Source organism: Paraburkholderia diazotrophica (assembly GCF_900108945.1).
Classification (GTDB): domain Bacteria; phylum Pseudomonadota; class Gammaproteobacteria; order Burkholderiales; family Burkholderiaceae; genus Paraburkholderia; species Paraburkholderia diazotrophica.
In genome coordinates this window covers 29088-45870 of sequence record NZ_FNYE01000004.1, presented here as the reverse complement: position 1 = coordinate 45870, position 16783 = coordinate 29088, and the positions used below count along the sequence as shown (strand labels likewise).

Here is a 16783-nt window from a genome sequence, read left to right as displayed (position 1 = left end):
GCTTTTTCGTTATTGCCCGGCCGCGAAAGGCGGCTTCAGAAGAAGCTGCGTCGATCCGGATCGTGCAGCGGATCGGGCGTCTTCTGCGTCAGACGCAGGATGCCCTGGTCGTCGAAATAGAAGCTGTACATCATGTACCAGACGTTGTCCTCCTGATAGCGATACGTCCATACCTCGCGCTTCATCAACGGGAAATAGTTCGTTTCAACGGGGCGTCCGAAGTTGACGAGTACGTCGTCGCGTGTCCACTTGCCGATTTCCGCGCGATAGAACTCGTTCGGCTGCAGCACCTGACGCACGTTCACGATCTTGCCGGACGCGTCGACGTCGGCGGCCGTCGTTGTTTCGCCCATCGGCTGCGTCGGCCACATCAGGCGCTTGCCGCCGTTCGGCAGGTCGTAGACTTCGCGCGGCGGCCCGAGGCGGGCGACGATCGTCGACGCGTCCGCGCCCTCCTGATAGTTCTGCCAGGGCTGCGCGCAGCCGGCGAGCGTGACGACGCCCGCGCAAACGAGGATAGCCAGCGCGCCGCGCGCCGTACGCAAGCCTGGCATCGTCGACGCGACGGATGAAAGGCGGTTGATCATGACACCTCCGGTGGCGTTCGATGGTTGGTTGTTATTGTGCCGTCGACGGGAATCGGCGCTTAGGCGGTTTCTCCCGTCCCATGCAAGATCATTGCGGACCAGACATTTTGACACGCGTCGGGCCAAAAGATTTTCGGGCGTTGCAGTTGGAAAGACGCGTATTCGCTTGCTCGTGGGCGGCGCGGCATCCTATGATCCGCGCTTCGATCGACAGATGAGACGCGCTGATGAAAACAAAATCGACCAGGGCGGCAGTGGCGGCGATGACGCTGTCAATTAGTGCGATCGGAGCAATCGCGACGATCGCAGCGTGGCCGGCAGCGAGCGCGCATGCGCAGAATGCGCCGTCGGGAGCGCCGATCCGTATCGCGATGATCGAAGGCATGTCCGGTCCGTTCGCGAACGCGGGCGCGGCCGTCGAGCGCAATTTGCGTTTCGGTGTCGAGAGGGTCAACGCGCGTGGCGGCGTGAAGCTCGCGGACGGCGCGCATCCCCTCGAACTCGTCGTGCTCGATAGCAAGGGCAGCGCGGAAGAGGCGCTCGTGCAACTGCGCGCGGCCGCCGACAGGCATATCGGCTTCATCGCGCAAGGCAACAGCTCGGCCGTGGCCGCGGCGCTGCTGGCCGCGATCGACAAGCAGAACACGCGCGAGCCGGACAATCGCGAACTGTTCCTCAACTATTCCGCCGACGATCCGGCGCTCACCAATGCGAACTGCAGCTTCTGGCATTTCCGCTTCGACGCTCACGCAGGCATGCGGATGGACGCGCTCGCCGATGTGATCCAGCGCGACAAGTCGGTGAAGAAAGTCTATCTGCTGAATCAGGACTACAGCTTCGGACATGACGTGAGCACGCTGGCGCGCGCGGCGCTTGCATCGAAGCGGCCGGATGTCGCCGTGGTCGGCGACGAGTTTCATCCGATCGGCCGCGTGAAGGATTTCGCGCCGTACATCGCGAAGATTCGCGGGAGCGGCGCCGATGCCGTGATCACGGGCAACTGGGGCAATGATCTGACGCTGCTCGTCAAGGCGGCGCGCGAGCAGGGCGTCGCTACGAAGTTCTACACGTTCTACGGCAACAGCCTCGGCGCGCCGGCCGCGCTCGGCGATGCGGGCGTCAAGCGCGTGGTCGCCGTCGCCGACTGGCACCCGAACGCGGGCGGCGCGGCGTCGGACGCATGGTATGCGTCGTTCCGCCAGCGTTTCCCTGCTGCACAGGACGACTACCCGGTGCTGCGCATGCCGCTGATGATCGAAATGTTGGCGGCAGCGATGAACCGGGCGGGCAGCGCGCAGCCCGACAAGGTTGCGAAGGCGTTGGAAGGCATGAAATACGACAATGGCTTCCACCCCTCATGGATGCGCGCCGGCGATCATCAACTGATCCAGCCCCTTTACGTGATGGAGATGGACAAGGCAGGCACGCCGGGCGTCCAGTTCGACAACGAGGGTTCGCATTACGGCTTCCGGACGGTGCTGGCATTGCCGCCCGAGCGCACCGCGCCGGCCACGACGTGCCGGATGAAGCGGCCGTGAGCCGTGAATGAGCCCAGAAGCGCCTCAAAACTGACCGCGAAACGGCGCTCGGCCCTCGCCCGAAGCACGGTCCGAAACGGCGGGGTTCGCCGGATGGTCCGGCTGTGCTACAATACGCGACTCGTTTTGTTGTAACCCCACGGCACGGCCTTTCTTCCGTGACCGCCTGTTTGATTCAAAGGAAATCAACATGTCCGTAGCTGAAATCAAGAAATCCGACGTCGTCGCGCAATTCGCACGTGGCACAAACGACACCGGCTCCCCCGAAGTGCAGGTCGCGCTGCTCACGACGCGCATCAACGAACTGACGGTTCACTTCAAGGCCCACACGAAGGATCACCACAGCCGCCGCGGTCTGCTGCGCATGGTGAGCCGTCGTCGCAAGCTGCTCGACTACCTGAAGGGCAAGGACGCGGATCGTTACCGCGCTCTGATCGAGAAGCTGGGTCTGCGTAAGTAATCGGACGCATCGGACTTTCTGTCAGCAAGATGCCTGTGTCAGTTCCGCTGATGCAGGCATTTTGTTTTTCGACGGTACGCTTCGTGTGAGGTTTGCCGTCGAATCGCCCGTCTGGCGCGCCGGTTGCGTCGCGGGCAAAACGAAACAAAACCGGGCTTGAGGGTAGGGCGCTGTGTCATTCCAGCGGTTCGCGTGCAAGTGGAGGCATCCACGCGATTCTCTGGAATGGCATAACACTCCTCTACCCGAAAGGCTTCGGTCCTGACGGTGCCGCGCGCTGTACTGCGCGGCATGACCAAAAGATCAAGGAGGACAAATGTCTATGTTTAACAAGGTCGTCAAAGAGTTCAAGTGGGGCCAGCACACCGTTCGCATGGAAACGGGTGAGATCGCCCGCCAGGCTGGCGGTGCCGTGCTCGTCGACATCGAAGACACCGTCGTGCTGGCGACCGTCGTCGGCGCGAAGACTGCGAAGCCGGGTCAGGACTTCTTCCCGCTGACCGTCGACTACATCGAAAAGACCTATTCGGCAGGCAAGATTCCGGGCGGCTTCTTCCGCCGCGAAGGCCGTCCGTCAGAAGGCGAAACGCTGATTTCGCGCCTGATCGACCGGCCGCTGCGCCCGCTGTTCCCGGAAGGCTTCTACAACGAAGTGCAGGTCGTCGTGCACGTGATGTCGATCAACCCGGAAGTCCCCGCCGACATCCCCGCGCTGATCGGCGCGTCGGCTGCGCTCGCGGTGTCGGGCCTGCCGTTCAACGGTCCCGTCGGCGCTGCGCGCGTCGCGTACGTCAACAACGAGTACGTGCTGAACCCGACTCGCACGCAAAGCAAGGAATCGCGCCTCGACCTCGTCGTCGCGGGTACGGAGCGTGCGGTGCTGATGGTCGAATCCGAAGCGGATCAACTGCCGGAAGACGTGATGCTGGGCGCTGTCGTGTTCGGCCACGAGCAGATGCAAACGGCCATCGACGCGATCCACGAACTCGTCCGTGAAGGCGGCAAGCCCGAGTGGGACTGGCAGCCGGCGCCGAAGAACGAAGTGCTGATCTCGCGCGTCAACGAAATCGCTTACGCCGATCTGGCCGCGGCTTACCAGACGCGCGACAAGCAGGCTCGTTCGACCCGCCTGAAGGAAATCTACGCAGCGACGCAGGTCAAGCTCGAAGAAGAAGCGGCAACGGCGGGCACGGTGGCAGCCGACAAGGCAGCCGTCGGCAACGTGCTGTTCGACATCGAAGCAAAGATCGTCCGTTCGCAGATCCTGAACGGCGAGCCGCGTATCGACGGCCGCGACACCCGCACCGTTCGCCCGATCGAAATCCGCACGGGTGTGCTGCCGCGCACGCACGGTTCGGCGCTGTTCACGCGTGGCGAGACGCAGGCGCTCGTCGTCGCGACGCTCGGCACGAAGGGCGATGAGCAGATCATCGACGCGCTCGAAGGCGAGTACCGCGATCGCTTCATGCTCCACTACAACATGCCGCCGTTCGCGACGGGCGAAACGGGCCGCGTCGGCTCGCCGAAGCGTCGTGAAATCGGCCACGGCCGTCTCGCGAAGCGTGCGCTGGTCGCGTGCCTGCCGACAGCGGACGAGTTCGGCTACTCGATCCGCGTCGTGTCGGAAATCACCGAGTCGAACGGTTCGTCGTCGATGGCATCGGTGTGCGGCGGCTGCCTCGCGCTGATGGACGCCGGCGTGCCGATGAAGGCGCACGTCGCGGGCATCGCGATGGGCCTGATCCTCGAAGGCAACAAGTTTGCCGTGCTGACGGACATCCTCGGCGACGAAGATCACCTGGGCGACATGGACTTCAAGGTGGCGGGCACGGCTGACGGCGTGACGGCACTGCAGATGGACATCAAGATCCAGGGCATCACGAAGGAAATCATGCAGGTCGCGCTCGCGCAAGCGAAGGAAGGCCGCATGCATATCCTCGGCAAGATGACGGCAGCCGTTTCGGGTGCGAACACGCAACTGTCCGAATTCGCGCCGCGCATGATCACCATCAAGATCAATCCGGAAAAGATCCGCGACGTGATCGGCAAGGGCGGTTCGGTGATCCGCGCGCTGACGGAAGAAACGGGCACGACGATCGACATTTCGGACGACGGCGTCGTCACGATCGCGAGCACGAGCAGCGAAGGCATGGCCGAAGCGAAGAAGCGCATCGAGAACATCACGGCTGAAGTCGAAGTGGGCCAGATCTACGAAGGCACGGTGCTCAAGCTGCTGGACTTCGGCGCGATCGTGAACCTGCTGCCGGGCAAGGACGGTCTGCTGCACATTTCCGAAATCGCCAACGAGCGCATCAAGGACATCAACGACTACCTGAAGGAAGGCCAGCAAGTGAAGGTCAAGGTCATCCAGACGGACGAAAAGGGTCGTGTGCGTCTGTCGGCGAAGGCGCTTCTGAACGAAGCGGCGCAGACGGAACCGACGCCGCAGCAGTAACGCAGTGAATAGCAGGACGGCCGGTGGCGCAAGAGCGCGCCGGCCGTTTTTCATGTAGGGTGGATTGCAGTGCGAAGCGGTTTTCCTGGCCGGTTTGCAGCGCTATCCAGACCTTGGGAGAGACGACGATGAACGCAATCGAAATCACCGAATTCGGTGCGCCGGAAGTCTTGAACCTTGCCGAGCGGCCGATGCCTGAGCCGAAAGCGGGTGAAGTGCTGATCAAAGTGTCCGCGTCGGGCGTCAATCGTCCGGACGTGTTCCAGCGCAAGGGCGGCTATGCGCCGCCGCCTGGCGCGTCGGATCTGCCGGGGCTGGAAGTGGCGGGCGAAATCGTCGGCGGAAATATCGACGAGAAGCGCAATCCGTTCGGTCTCAAGATCGGCGATCGTGTGTGCGCGCTGATGGCGGGCGGCGGCTATGCGGAATACGCGAGCGTGCCGCTGCTGCAGTGCCTGCCCGTGCCGAAGGATTTCTCCGATGTCGAAGCGGCGGCTTTGCCCGAGACTTTCTTCACCGTCTGGAGCAATGTTTTTGACCGTGCGATGCTCGGCAAAGGCGAGGGTGGCGAGAACGAAACGTTCCTCGTGCAAGGCGGATCGAGCGGCATCGGCGTGACGGCGATCCAGATCGCGCATGCGCTCGGCTTTCGTGTGTTCGCGACGGCCGGCACGGACGAAAAGTGCCGCGCGTGCGAGTCGCTTGGCGCGGAACGTGCGATCAACTACAAGACGGAAGATTTCGTCGAAGTGATCAAGTCGCTCACGAATGACCGCGGCGTCGACGTGATCCTCGACATGGTGGGGGGCAGCTACGTGCCGCGCGAACTGAAGGCGCTCGCCGACGGCGGTCGTCTCGTGATCATCGCGCTGCTCGGCGGCGCGAAGGCAGAAATGAATCTGAACGACATTCTGCGCCGTCGTCTGACGGTGACGGGCTCGACACTGCGCCCGCGTCCCGTCGAATTCAAGGCGAAGATCGCGGCGCAACTGAAGGAGCGCGTGTGGCCGCATCTCGAAGACGGCACGATCAAGCCGGTGATCTACAAGGTGTTCCCGGCCGCGCAGGCGGCGCAGGCGCATGCGCTGATGGAAAGCAGCCAGCACGTCGGCAAGATCGTGCTGAATTGGGGTGCGGGTGCTTGACAGCGCCCATTGGATTGAGTTTGACCCGGTCTGTCAGCACACAGTAAAATCGTGTGTTTTGCGCGTTCTGCATGAATTTTGCAGGCGGACCGCGGGCACCAGAGAGCTGGGGACGCTGACGAAGCGGAAGCGTCCAGGACCCGCACCACGATAAAACGAGCGAGACGATGGCGAAACAACGAGCAAAACTGGTAGTCGGTAACTGGAAGATGCACGGTCGGCTTGCCGATAACCGCGTGCTGCTGCAAGCCGTATCGCATGGCGCGAACGATCTTCCGGATGATGTGCGAGTCGGCGTATGCGTGCCGTGTCCTTATCTGGCGCAAGCGCAGTCGCTGCTGGAAGGCGGCCGCGTCGCGTGGGGCGTGCAGGATGTGTCCGCGCACACGCAGGGCGCCTACACCGGTGAAGTCGCTGCCGAAATGGCCGCTGAATTTGGTGCATCGTTTGCGATCGTTGGGCACTCCGAGCGTCGTGCGTATCACCGCGAAAGCGCCGAGACCGTCGCGGTGAAAGTGCAGCGCGCGCTTGAAGCAGGCTTGACGCCGATCGTTTGCGTCGGCGAAACGCTCGAAGAGCGCGAGTCGGGCAAGACGGAGCAGATCGTGGGCGCGCAACTCGATGCGGTGCTCGCGAAGCTGTCGGTGGAAGATTCGGCTCGCATCGTCGTTGCCTATGAGCCCGTGTGGGCCATCGGCACCGGCAAGAGCGCGACGGCGCAGCAGGCGCAGGACGTTCATGCATTCCTGCGTGCGCGTCTCGCAGCGAAGGGCGGTGATGTGGGGAACGTGTCGCTGCTGTACGGCGGCAGCGTGAAGCCGGAGAACGCGGAAGAGCTGTTCAGCCAGCCGGATATCGACGGCGGTCTGATCGGCGGCGCATCGCTGAAAGACAAGGATTTCCTGGCAATCTGCAGTGCAGCCGTCGCGGCGACCGCCGCGCGCTGACACAACAAAATAGAGTGCCCGGGCGAGGATGACCCATTACGCGCAGCATGTGTTGTTGCGCGGTTAAATAAAGACTCAGGTGAGTGTGATGCTGTATTTGAAAACGTTGATCATTGTCGTGCAGTTGCTGTCGGCGCTTGGCGTCATCGGCCTCGTGCTTTTGCAGCACGGCAAGGGCGCCGACATGGGTGCGGCCTTCGGTAGTGGCGCATCGGGCAGTCTCTTCGGCGCGACGGGCTCTGCTAATTTTCTGTCACGTACGACTGCGATACTGGCGGCAGTGTTCTTCGTCACCACGTTGGCACTGACGTACATCGGCGCTTACCATTCGAAACCTTCGGCAGGCGTGCTCGGTGGTGCTTCTGCAGCGGCTCCTGTGGCTGCATCGGTTGCTCCTGCTGCGTCTGCACCGGCTAATGCATCGGCTGCAGTTGCTGCATCTGCAGCTTCTGCGCCAGGCCAGGATGTGCCGAAATAAATTTTCGAAGAAAACGCGTTTGTGCGTTGAACAAACTGCTTAGGCGGGTTACAATTCAAGTCTTGAAGCGATTCGCGGGTTTTACAAGTTGTTTTCCCGGATTGCAGACAGTGCCGACGTGGTGAAATTGGTAGACACGCTATCTTGAGGGGGTAGTGGCGAAAGCTGTGCGAGTTCGAGTCTCGCCGTCGGCACCAATGTTATCTAATGCCAGCCGCTTGCTTCAGCTTCGGCTGGCATTTTCACTTCCAGGGTTGCGTTTGCTGTGGGCTTTCGACATCAAGCATCCCGAAGTGTTTCGCGTCAGGGGTTGTTCAAAGTAGTCCACGTCTCCTCCTGACGTCACTCAGAACCAACCGATTGAGGATAGCTTTGAACCTCGCAGCCTATTTCCCCGTATTGTTGTTCCTCCTCGTGGGCACCGGTTTAGGCGTAGCACTGGTCAGTATCGGCAAGATCCTCGGTCCGAATCGGCCGGATACCGAAAAGAACGCACCGTACGAGTGCGGCTTCGAAGCGTTCGAAGATGCGCGCATGAAATTCGATGTGCGCTACTACCTGGTTGCCATTCTCTTCATCATTTTCGACCTTGAAACGGCGTTCCTGTTCCCGTGGGGTGTTGCCCTGCGCGATATCGGCTGGCCGGGCTTCATCTCGATGATGATTTTTCTGCTCGAATTCCTGTTGGGCTTCGCCTATATCTGGAAGAAAGGTGGCCTTGATTGGGAGTGACGGGTTAATCGCCGGTTTGCATGGGTGGCGACGGCTCGCCGCCCGTCTGGAGTGGAAAACAAATGAGTATCGAAGGGGTCTTGAAGGAAGGGTTTGTCACCACCACGGCTGACAAGCTGATCAACTGGACGCGTACCGGTTCGCTGTGGCCGATGACGTTCGGTCTCGCGTGTTGTGCTGTCGAGATGATGCATGCGGGCGCCGCCCGTTATGACCTCGACCGTTTCGGCGTAGTGTTTCGTCCGAGTCCGCGTCAGTCGGATGTGATGATCGTCGCCGGCACGCTGTGCAACAAGATGGCGCCTGCGCTGCGCAAGGTCTACGACCAGATGGCCGAGCCGCGCTGGGTGATCTCGATGGGTTCGTGCGCGAACGGCGGTGGCTATTATCACTACTCGTATTCGGTGGTGCGTGGCTGCGACCGTATCGTCCCCGTCGATGTGTATGTGCCGGGCTGCCCGCCCACGGCTGAAGCGCTGGTGTACGGCGTGATCCAGCTGCAGGCGAAGATCCGCCGCACCAATACCATCGCCCGTCAATAAAGCCAGAGCCTCCCCCACAATATGGCAAGCAAACTCGAGACCCTCAAAGCGAACCTCGAGGCGGCCTTTGGCGGCCGCCTGACGAGCATCACCGAATCTGTCGGTGAGCTGACCATCGTCGTGAAAGCGGGCGACTACCTCGAAGTGGCAAAGCGTCTGCGCGATGACGCGACGCTGCACTTCGAGCAGTTGATCGACCTGTGTGGTGTTGACTATCAAACTTACGGTGAAGGCGCTTACGAAGGTCCGCGTTTTGCCGCCGTCCTGCATCTGCTGTCCATCTCGAACAACTGGCGCCTGCGCGTGCGCGTGTTCGCACCGGACGACGATGTGCCTCTGGTTCCGTCGGTCGTCGAGATCTGGAATTCGGCCAACTGGTACGAGCGTGAAGCGTTCGACCTGTACGGCATCGTCTTCGAAGGTCATCCGGACCTGCGCCGCATCCTGACCGATTACGGTTTCATCGGTCATCCGTTCCGCAAGGATTTCCCGGTTTCCGGCTACGTCGAAATGCGCTACGACCCGGAAGAGAAGCGCGTCGTCTATCAGCCGGTGACGATCGAGCCTCGGGAAATCACGCCGCGCGTGATCCGCGAGGATCACTATGGCGGCCTGAAACACTAAGAGAACGTCATGGCAGAGATCAAGAACTACACGCTCAACTTCGGCCCGCAGCACCCGGCAGCGCACGGCGTGCTGCGCCTCGTGCTGGAACTCGACGGCGAAGTGATCCAGCGCGCCGATCCGCACATCGGCCTCCTGCACCGTGCGACGGAAAAGCTCGCGGAGAACAAGACGTTCATCCAGTCGGTGCCGTACATGGACCGTCTCGACTACGTGTCGATGATGGTCAACGAACACGGCTATGTGCTCGCGATCGAAAAGCTGCTCGGCATCGACGTGCCCATCCGCGCAAAGTACATCCGCGTGCTGTTCGACGAAGTCACGCGCGTGCTGAACCACCTGATGTGGATCGGCGCGCACGCGCTCGACGTCGGCGCGATGGCGGTGTTTCTCTACGCGTTCCGCGAGCGCGAAGACCTGATGGACGTGTATGAAGCGGTATCCGGTGCACGGATGCACGCTGCGTACTATCGTCCGGGCGGCGTCTATCGCGATCTGCCGGACGCGATGCCGCAATACAAGGCATCGAAGATTCGCAATGCGAAGGCATTGTCGAAGCTGAACGAGAACCGCCAGGGCTCGCTGCTCGACTTCATCGAAGACTTCTTCAACCGCTTCCCGAAGTACGTCGACGAGTACGAAACGCTGCTCACCGACAACCGCATCTGGAAACAGCGTCTGGTCGGCATCGGCGTCGTGAGTCCGGAGCGCGCGTTGCAGTTGGGCCTGACGGGCGCGATGCTGCGCGGCTCGGGCGTCGAGTGGGATCTGCGCAAGAAGCAGCCGTATGAAGTGTATGACCAGCTGGACTTCGACATCCCCGTGGGCGTGAATGGCGATTGCTACGACCGTTATCTGGTGCGTGTCGAAGAAATGCGTCAATCCACGCGTATCGTGAAACAGTGCATTGAATGGCTGCGCAAGAATCCCGGCCCTGTGATGACGGACAATCACAAGGTCGCGCCGCCGTCGCGCGTCGGCATGAAGTCGAACATGGAAGAGCTGATTCACCACTTCAAGCTCTTCACGGAAGGCTTCCACGTGCCGGAAGGTGAAGCATACGCGGCCGTCGAGCATCCGAAAGGCGAGTTCGGCATCTATCTGGTGTCGGATGGCGCGAACAAGCCGTACCGCCTGAAGATTCGCGCGCCGGGTTATGCGCATCTGTCCGCGCTCGACGAAATGGCGCGCGGTCACATGATCGCCGACGCCGTGACGATCATCGGCACGCAAGACATCGTGTTCGGTGAAGTCGATCGCTAGGCGAATTCACTAGCAGTATTCATCAAGGCGCGCGCTCACGTAGCCGATAACGCATGAGAAGCGGGGCGCGCGTCAAGCAAAGGAACGCCGGGTCTGTCGCAACACGCAGTGCGCGACAGGTTTTCGTTCGGTAGGAATTGAAAGAGTCGTGTCTGAAAATGATCTCAGCTGAAGGCCTGAAAGAAATCGATCGTGCGATCACGAAGTACCCCGCCGATCAGAAACAGTCCGCCGTGATGGCGGCGCTGGCCGTCGGTCAGCAGGAACATGGCTGGCTGTCGCCCGAACTGATGGAGTTCGTCGCGGACTATCTCGGCATGCCGGCCGTCGCCGTGCAGGAGGTCGCGACCTTCTACACGATGTTCGAGACTTCGCCCGTCGGCAAACACAAGATCACGCTCTGCACGAACCTGCCGTGCCAGCTCGGTCCCGATGGCGGTTCGGACAGCGCCGCCGAATATCTGAAGCAGAAGCTCGGCATCGACTTCGGCGAAACCACCCCGGACGGCAAGTTCACCCTGAAAGAGGGCGAGTGCATGGGTTCGTGCGGTGACGCTCCCGTGCTGCTCGTGAACAACCATCGGATGTGCAGCTTCATGAGCCGCGAGAAGATCGACCAGCTGCTCGAGGAACTTTCGAAATGACGTCTTTGCACGATCGTCACATCAAACCGCTGATTCTCGCCGGCCTGAACGGCGACAACTGGCATCTTCAAGACTACGTGGCGCGCGGTGGTTACAAGCAGCTGCGCCGTATCCTCGAAGAGAAGATTCCGCCGGAGCAGGTGATCGCCGACGTGAAGGCTTCGGGTCTGCGCGGCCGCGGCGGTGCGGGCTTCCCGACCGGCCTGAAGTGGAGCTTCATGCCGCGTCAGTTTCCGGGGCAGAAGTATCTCGTCTGCAACTCGGACGAGGGTGAGCCGGGCACGTTCAAGGACCGCGACATCCTGCGGTGGAATCCGCATTCGCTGATCGAGGGCATGGCCATCGGTGCGTACGCGATGGGCATCACGGTCGGCTACAACTATATCCACGGCGAAATCTTCGAAGTGTACAAGCGCTTCGAAGAGGCGCTGGAGGAAGCGCGCGCAGCCGGTTTCCTCGGCGACAACATCATGGGCTCGGGCTTCTCGTTCCAGCTGCATGCGCACCACGGTTACGGCGCCTACATCTGCGGCGAAGAAACTGCGCTGCTCGAATCGCTGGAAGGCAAGAAGGGTCAGCCGCGCTTCAAGCCGCCGTTCCCGGCGAGCTTCGGCGTGTACGGCAAGCCGACCACGATCAACAACACCGAAACGTTCGCAGCCGTGCCGTTCCTGCTGGAGGTCGGTCCGCAGGCTTACCTCGAAATGGGCAAGCCGAACAACGGTGGCACGAAGATCTTCTCGGTGTCGGGTGACGTCGAGCGTCCGGGCAACTATGAGATCCCGCTCGGCACGCCGTTCTCGACGCTGATGGAACTTGCGGGCGGCATGCGCGGCGGCAAGAAGATCAAGGCCGTGATTCCCGGCGGTTCGTCGGCGCCCGTGGTTCCGGGCGACATCATGATGCAAACCGACATGGACTACGATTCGATCGCGAAGGCGGGTTCGATGCTGGGTTCCGGCGCCGTCATCGTGATGGACGAGACGCGCTGCATGGTGCGCTCGCTGTTGCGTCTGTCGTACTTCTATTACGAAGAGTCGTGCGGTCAGTGCACGCCGTGCCGCGAAGGCACGGGCTGGCTGTATCGCGTCGTGCATCGCATCGAACACGGCCTCGGCCGCCAGGAAGATCTGGATCTGCTGAACTCGGTCGCCGAGAACATCATGGGCCGCACGATCTGCGCGCTCGGCGATGCGGCTGCCATGCCCGTGCGCGGCATGCTCAAGCACTACTGGGACGAATTCGAGTATCACGTCGCCAACAAGCGTTGCCTCGTCGGCGGTCATGCGGGCGCAGCGGCGGCATCGGAAACGGTCGCTGCATAACGCCAGAGGCAAGCGCAGGAGCCGCCGCTTCGCGCAACAGCGCAGCGGCGAGCGGGCGAACGATTGAGCGGTAACAGGTTAAGGAAGATTGACCATCATGGTTGAACTTGAAATAGACGGCAAGAAAGTAGAGGTGGCCGAAGGCAGCATGATCATTCAGGCTGCGCATAAGGTCGATACCTACATCCCTCACTTCTGCTATCACAAGAAGCTGTCGATTGCGGCCAACTGCCGGATGTGTCTCGTCGATGTCGAGAAGATGCCAAAGGCCGTGCCTGCATGCGCAACGCCGGTGTCGGCGGGCATGATCGTGCGCACGAAGTCGGAAAAGGCGGTGAAGGGTCAGCAATCGGTGATGGAGTTCCTGCTGATCAATCACCCGCTCGATTGCCCGATCTGCGATCAGGGCGGCGAGTGTCAGCTGCAGGATCTGGCCGTCGGTTACGGCAAGTCGTCGTCGCGTTATAGCGAAGAGAAGCGCGTCGTGTTCCACAAGAACGTCGGCCCGCTGATCTCGATGGAAGAAATGACGCGCTGCATTCACTGCACGCGCTGCGTCCGCTTCGGCGAAGAAATCGCCGGCGTGATGGAACTCGGCATGCTGGGCCGTGGCGAGCACTCGGAAATCACGTCGTTCGTCGGCAAGACGGTCGACTCCGAACTCTCGGGCAACATGATCGACCTGTGCCCCGTCGGCGCGCTGACCAGCAAGCCGTTCCGCTACAGCGCCCGTACGTGGGAACTATCGCGCCGCAAGTCGGTGAGCCCGCACGATTCCGTCGGCGCGAACCTCGTCGTGCAGGTGAAGAACAACCGCGTGATGCGCGTGCTGCCGTTCGAGAACGAAGCGATCAACGAGTGCTGGATTTCGGACAAGGACCGTTTCTCGTACGAAGGCCTGAACAGCCCGGAACGTCTGACGCGCCCGATGCTCAAGCAAGGCGGTCAGTGGATCGAGACGGACTGGCAGACAGCGCTCGAATACGTCATCAAGGGCCTGAAGGGCATCAAGGCGGATCACGGCGCGGACGCGTTTGCCGCGCTCGGCAGCGCGCACAGCACGGTCGAAGAACTGTTCCTGCTGAAGAAAATCGCGGATGCGGTCGGTACGCCGAATGTCGATTTCCGTCTGCGTCAGACGGACTTCCCGGCGGGTGCAAACGGCACGCCGTGGCTGGGTACGGCTATCGCCAATCTGTCGACGCTCGATTCGGCATTGGTGATCGGCTCGTCGCTGCGTCGCGACCATCCGCTGTTCGCCGCGCGTCTGCGCCAGGCCGCGAAGGGCGGCGCGAAGATCACACTGCTGCAGGCGACGCGCGACGACGCGCTGATCCCGCAAGCTACACGCATCGCCGCGGCACCGTCCGCATGGCTCGGCGAACTGGCCGGCATCGCTGCCGCCGTGTCGGAAGCAAAGGGCACCGCGTTGCCGGAAGCGTTCGCAGGCGCGCAGGCGTCGGACGTCGCGAAGCAGACGGCTGCATCGCTCATCACGGGCGAACTCCGCGTCGTGCTGCTCGGCAACGGCGCTGTCCAGCATCCGGAGTTCGCGCGCATCCACGCAGCGGCTCAATGGATCGCTGATGCAACGGGCGCATCGCTCGGCTTCCTGACGGAAGCGGCGAACACGGTCGGCGCTCATCTCGTCGGCGCGTTGCCGGGCGAGGGCGGTCTGAACGCTCGCGAAGTATTCGAGCAGCCGCGCAAGGGTTATGTGCTGCTGAACTTCGAACCGGAATTCGATACGGCCAACCCGGCGCAAGCGCTCGCCGCGCTGAATCAGGCGGAAATGGTCGTCGTGATGTCGCCGTTCCAGACGGGCGCCGAATACGCGGACGTCCTGCTGCCGATCGCGCCGTTCTCGGAAACGGCCGGCACGTTCATCAACGCGGAAGGCACGGTGCAGATGTTCAACGGCGTCGTGCGTCCGCTGGGCGATACGCGACCCGCATGGAAGGTTCTGCGCGTGCTGGGCAGCCTGCTCGGCGTGCCGGGCTTCGAATACGACACGGCTGAAGAAGTGCGCGTCGCCGCATTGGGCGATGGCGATCTGACGCCGCGCCTGTCGAACAGAACGACGACGGCCGTCGCGCGCAGCAGCGCGGCTAAAGCGGCGGATGGCACGTTCGAGCGCATCGCCGATGTGCCGATCTATCACGCCGATCCGCTCGTGCGCCGCGCAGAGTCGTTGCAGCTGACGGCGGCCGCGCGTGCCGCGCACACGGTCGGTTTGCCGGCGGCGCTGTTCGACAAGCTGGGTTTGAAGGAAGGCGACGCGGTGCGCGTTCGTCAGGGCGATCGCTCGGTGCAGGTTCCGGCCGTGCGAGATGCGAATCTTGCGGAGACGGTCGTCCGCGTATCGGCGGCGACGCCTGCCGGTGCAGCGCTGGGCAGCCTGTTCGGTGAACTGGTGGTGGAGAAGGCGTAAATGACCTTGTTCGATACGATCAACTCGGGCGGCAGCCAGCTTCTCGGCGTGGCCTGGCCTACGGTGTGGGCACTCGTGCGCATCCTCGTGGTGTCCGTCGCGATCCTGTTGTGCGTGGCTTACCTGATCCTGTGGGAACGGAAGCTGATCGGCTGGATGCACGTGCGTCTCGGCCCGAACCGCGTCGGTCCGGCAGGTCTCCTGCAGCCGATCGCCGACGTGCTGAAGCTGCTCCTCAAGGAAGTGATTCAGCCGACGCAAGCGAGCCGCTGGATCTACCTGATCGCGCCGATCATGGTGGTGGTCCCCGCCTTCGCGGTGTGGGCGGTGATTCCGTTCCAGTCGGGCGCGGTGCTCGGTGACATCAACGCGGGGCTGCTGTACGCAATCTCGATTTCGTCGATGGGCGTGTATGGCGTGATTCTCGCCGGCTGGGCGTCGAACTCGAAGTACGCGTTCCTCGGCGCGATGCGCGCGGCGGCACAGATGGTGTCGTACGAAATCTCGATGGGCTTCGCGCTCGTCGTCGTGATGATGACGGCAGGCACGATGAACCTCTCGGACATCGTCGGATCGCAGATGCGCGGCATCTTCGCGAGCCACGGCGTGACGTTCCTGTCGTGGAACTGGCTGCCGCTGCTGCCCGCGTTCGTCGTGTACTTCATCTCGGGCATCGCCGAAACGAACCGCCATCCGTTCGACGTGGTGGAAGGCGAGTCGGAAATCGTCGCAGGTCACATGATCGATTACTCGGGCATGGCGTTCGCGCTGTTCTTCCTCGCCGAGTACATCAACATGATCGTGATCTCGGCGCTGGCTTCCGTCCTGTTCCTGGGCGGCTGGAGTGCACCGTTCGGGTTCCTGTCGTTCATTCCCGGCATCTTCTGGCTGGTGCTGAAAGTATTCTTCCTGTTGTCGGTATTCATCTGGGCGCGTGCGACGTTCCCGCGCTACCGCTATGACCAGATCATGCGTCTGGGCTGGAAGGTGTTCCTGCCGGTTACTGTGATCTGGGTGATCGTGGTCGGCCTCTGGATCATGTCGCCGTTGAATATCTGGAATTAAGGAGGCGGACGAACCATGACCGCAATCCAAAACTTCTTCAAGACCTTCTTTCTCACCGAACTGCTGAAAGGCCTCGCGTTGACGGGACGCTATACGTTCCAGCGCAAGATCACGGTGCAGTTCCCGGAAGAGAAGACCCCGATCTCGCCGCGTTTCCGCGGGCTGCACGCACTGCGCCGCTATGAGAACGGCGAAGAGCGCTGCATCGCATGCAAGTTGTGCGAAGCGGTGTGCCCGGCGCTCGCCATCACGATCGAATCGGAAACGCGCGCGGACAACACGCGCCGCACGACGCGCTACGACATCGACCTGACCAAATGCATCTTCTGCGGTTTCTGCGAGGAGAGCTGCCCGGTCGATTCGATCGTCGAAACGCACATCCTCGAATATCACGGCGAAAAGCGCGGCGACCTGTACTTCACGAAGGACATGCTGCTGGCAGTCGGCGACCGTTACGAAGCGGAAATCGCTGCGAACAAGGCAGCCGACGCACCCTATCGTTGATCGGGTTGATATAGCAATTCGACGCCGCACGGCTTACCAGGCG

At 61.9% G+C, this 16783-nt stretch carries 16 protein-coding genes and 1 tRNA gene; 16 read left to right on the top strand and 1 reads right to left on the bottom strand.

Going from position 1 to position 16783, the window contains the following annotated elements; genetic code table 11:
• Window positions 1–35 precede the first annotated feature (35 nt).
• Window positions 36–554: a hypothetical protein gene (locus BMW76_RS06850; RefSeq protein ID WP_407668913.1), complete on the bottom strand. Its 519-nt coding sequence runs from the start codon at window positions 552–554 to the stop codon at window positions 36–38.
• Window positions 555–850: 296 nt separating this feature from the next.
• On the opposite strand from BMW76_RS06850, the gene BMW76_RS06845 reads away from it, so the two are divergent.
• From BMW76_RS06845 to nuoI, 16 genes are all read left to right on the top strand, one after another.
• Entirely contained in the window at window positions 851–2125 is a 1275-nt protein-coding gene (locus BMW76_RS06845; protein WP_245763144.1) for a branched-chain amino acid ABC transporter substrate-binding protein, read from the top strand.
• 190 nt (window positions 2126–2315) lie between these two features.
• Window positions 2316–2585: a 30S ribosomal protein S15 gene (gene rpsO, locus BMW76_RS06840; RefSeq protein WP_087733293.1), complete on the top strand. Its 270-nt coding sequence runs from the start codon at window positions 2316–2318 to the stop codon at window positions 2583–2585.
• Between the two features lie 316 nt (window positions 2586–2901).
• On the top strand, window positions 2902–5040 hold the full coding sequence (gene pnp / locus BMW76_RS06835; RefSeq protein ID WP_090864404.1) for a polyribonucleotide nucleotidyltransferase: 2139 nt from the start codon (window positions 2902–2904) through the stop codon (window positions 5038–5040).
• A gap of 128 nt (window positions 5041–5168) precedes the next feature.
• The gene (locus BMW76_RS06830) at window positions 5169–6185 is read left to right on the top strand and encodes an NAD(P)H-quinone oxidoreductase (protein WP_090864403.1); all 1017 of its coding nucleotides are present in this window, start codon (window positions 5169–5171) and stop codon (window positions 6183–6185) included.
• 167 nt (window positions 6186–6352) lie between these two features.
• Window positions 6353–7132: a triose-phosphate isomerase gene (gene tpiA, locus BMW76_RS06825; protein ID WP_090864402.1), complete on the top strand. Its 780-nt coding sequence runs from the start codon at window positions 6353–6355 to the stop codon at window positions 7130–7132.
• An 88-nt stretch (window positions 7133–7220) separates the two neighbouring features.
• The gene (gene secG / locus BMW76_RS06820) at window positions 7221–7610 is read left to right on the top strand and encodes a preprotein translocase subunit SecG (RefSeq protein WP_090864401.1); all 390 of its coding nucleotides are present in this window, start codon (window positions 7221–7223) and stop codon (window positions 7608–7610) included.
• A 112-nt stretch (window positions 7611–7722) separates the two neighbouring features.
• Window positions 7723–7807: transfer RNA gene (locus BMW76_RS06815), tRNA-Leu, on the top strand.
• 175 nt (window positions 7808–7982) lie between these two features.
• On the top strand, window positions 7983–8342 hold the full coding sequence (locus tag BMW76_RS06810) for an NADH-quinone oxidoreductase subunit A (RefSeq protein ID WP_007588164.1): 360 nt from the start codon (window positions 7983–7985) through the stop codon (window positions 8340–8342).
• A 62-nt stretch (window positions 8343–8404) separates the two neighbouring features.
• A complete protein-coding gene (locus BMW76_RS06805; protein WP_006052903.1) occupies window positions 8405–8884 on the top strand; it encodes a NuoB/complex I 20 kDa subunit family protein in 480 nt (159 codons plus the stop codon).
• A 21-nt stretch (window positions 8885–8905) separates the two neighbouring features.
• Complete coding sequence (locus BMW76_RS06800; RefSeq protein ID WP_087733289.1) at window positions 8906–9508, top strand: NADH-quinone oxidoreductase subunit C; 603 nt, start codon at window positions 8906–8908, stop codon at window positions 9506–9508.
• 9 nt (window positions 9509–9517) lie between these two features.
• A complete protein-coding gene (locus BMW76_RS06795) occupies window positions 9518–10771 on the top strand; it encodes an NADH-quinone oxidoreductase subunit D (protein ID WP_090864400.1) in 1254 nt (417 codons plus the stop codon).
• A gap of 158 nt (window positions 10772–10929) precedes the next feature.
• Window positions 10930–11415 carry an NADH-quinone oxidoreductase subunit NuoE gene (gene nuoE / locus BMW76_RS06790; protein WP_090864399.1) on the top strand — a complete coding sequence of 162 codons (486 nt, stop codon included), beginning with the start codon at window positions 10930–10932 and terminating at the stop codon, window positions 11413–11415.
• Window positions 11412–12740 (top strand): NADH-quinone oxidoreductase subunit NuoF, encoded by a 1329-nt coding sequence (gene nuoF / locus BMW76_RS06785; protein ID WP_090864398.1) that lies wholly within the window; start codon window positions 11412–11414, stop codon window positions 12738–12740. Before nuoE ends, nuoF begins: the two co-directional genes overlap by 4 nt.
• Window positions 12741–12837: 97 nt before the next feature.
• On the top strand, window positions 12838–15171 hold the full coding sequence (nuoG, locus tag BMW76_RS06780; RefSeq protein WP_090864397.1) for an NADH-quinone oxidoreductase subunit NuoG: 2334 nt from the start codon (window positions 12838–12840) through the stop codon (window positions 15169–15171).
• Window positions 15172–16236, top strand: a complete 1065-nt coding sequence (gene nuoH, locus BMW76_RS06775; protein ID WP_090864396.1) for an NADH-quinone oxidoreductase subunit NuoH — start codon at window positions 15172–15174, stop codon at window positions 16234–16236. It begins immediately after the preceding gene.
• A gap of 15 nt (window positions 16237–16251) precedes the next feature.
• Window positions 16252–16740: an NADH-quinone oxidoreductase subunit NuoI gene (gene nuoI, locus BMW76_RS06770; RefSeq protein ID WP_012401389.1), complete on the top strand. Its 489-nt coding sequence runs from the start codon at window positions 16252–16254 to the stop codon at window positions 16738–16740.
• Window positions 16741–16783 lie beyond the last annotated feature (43 nt).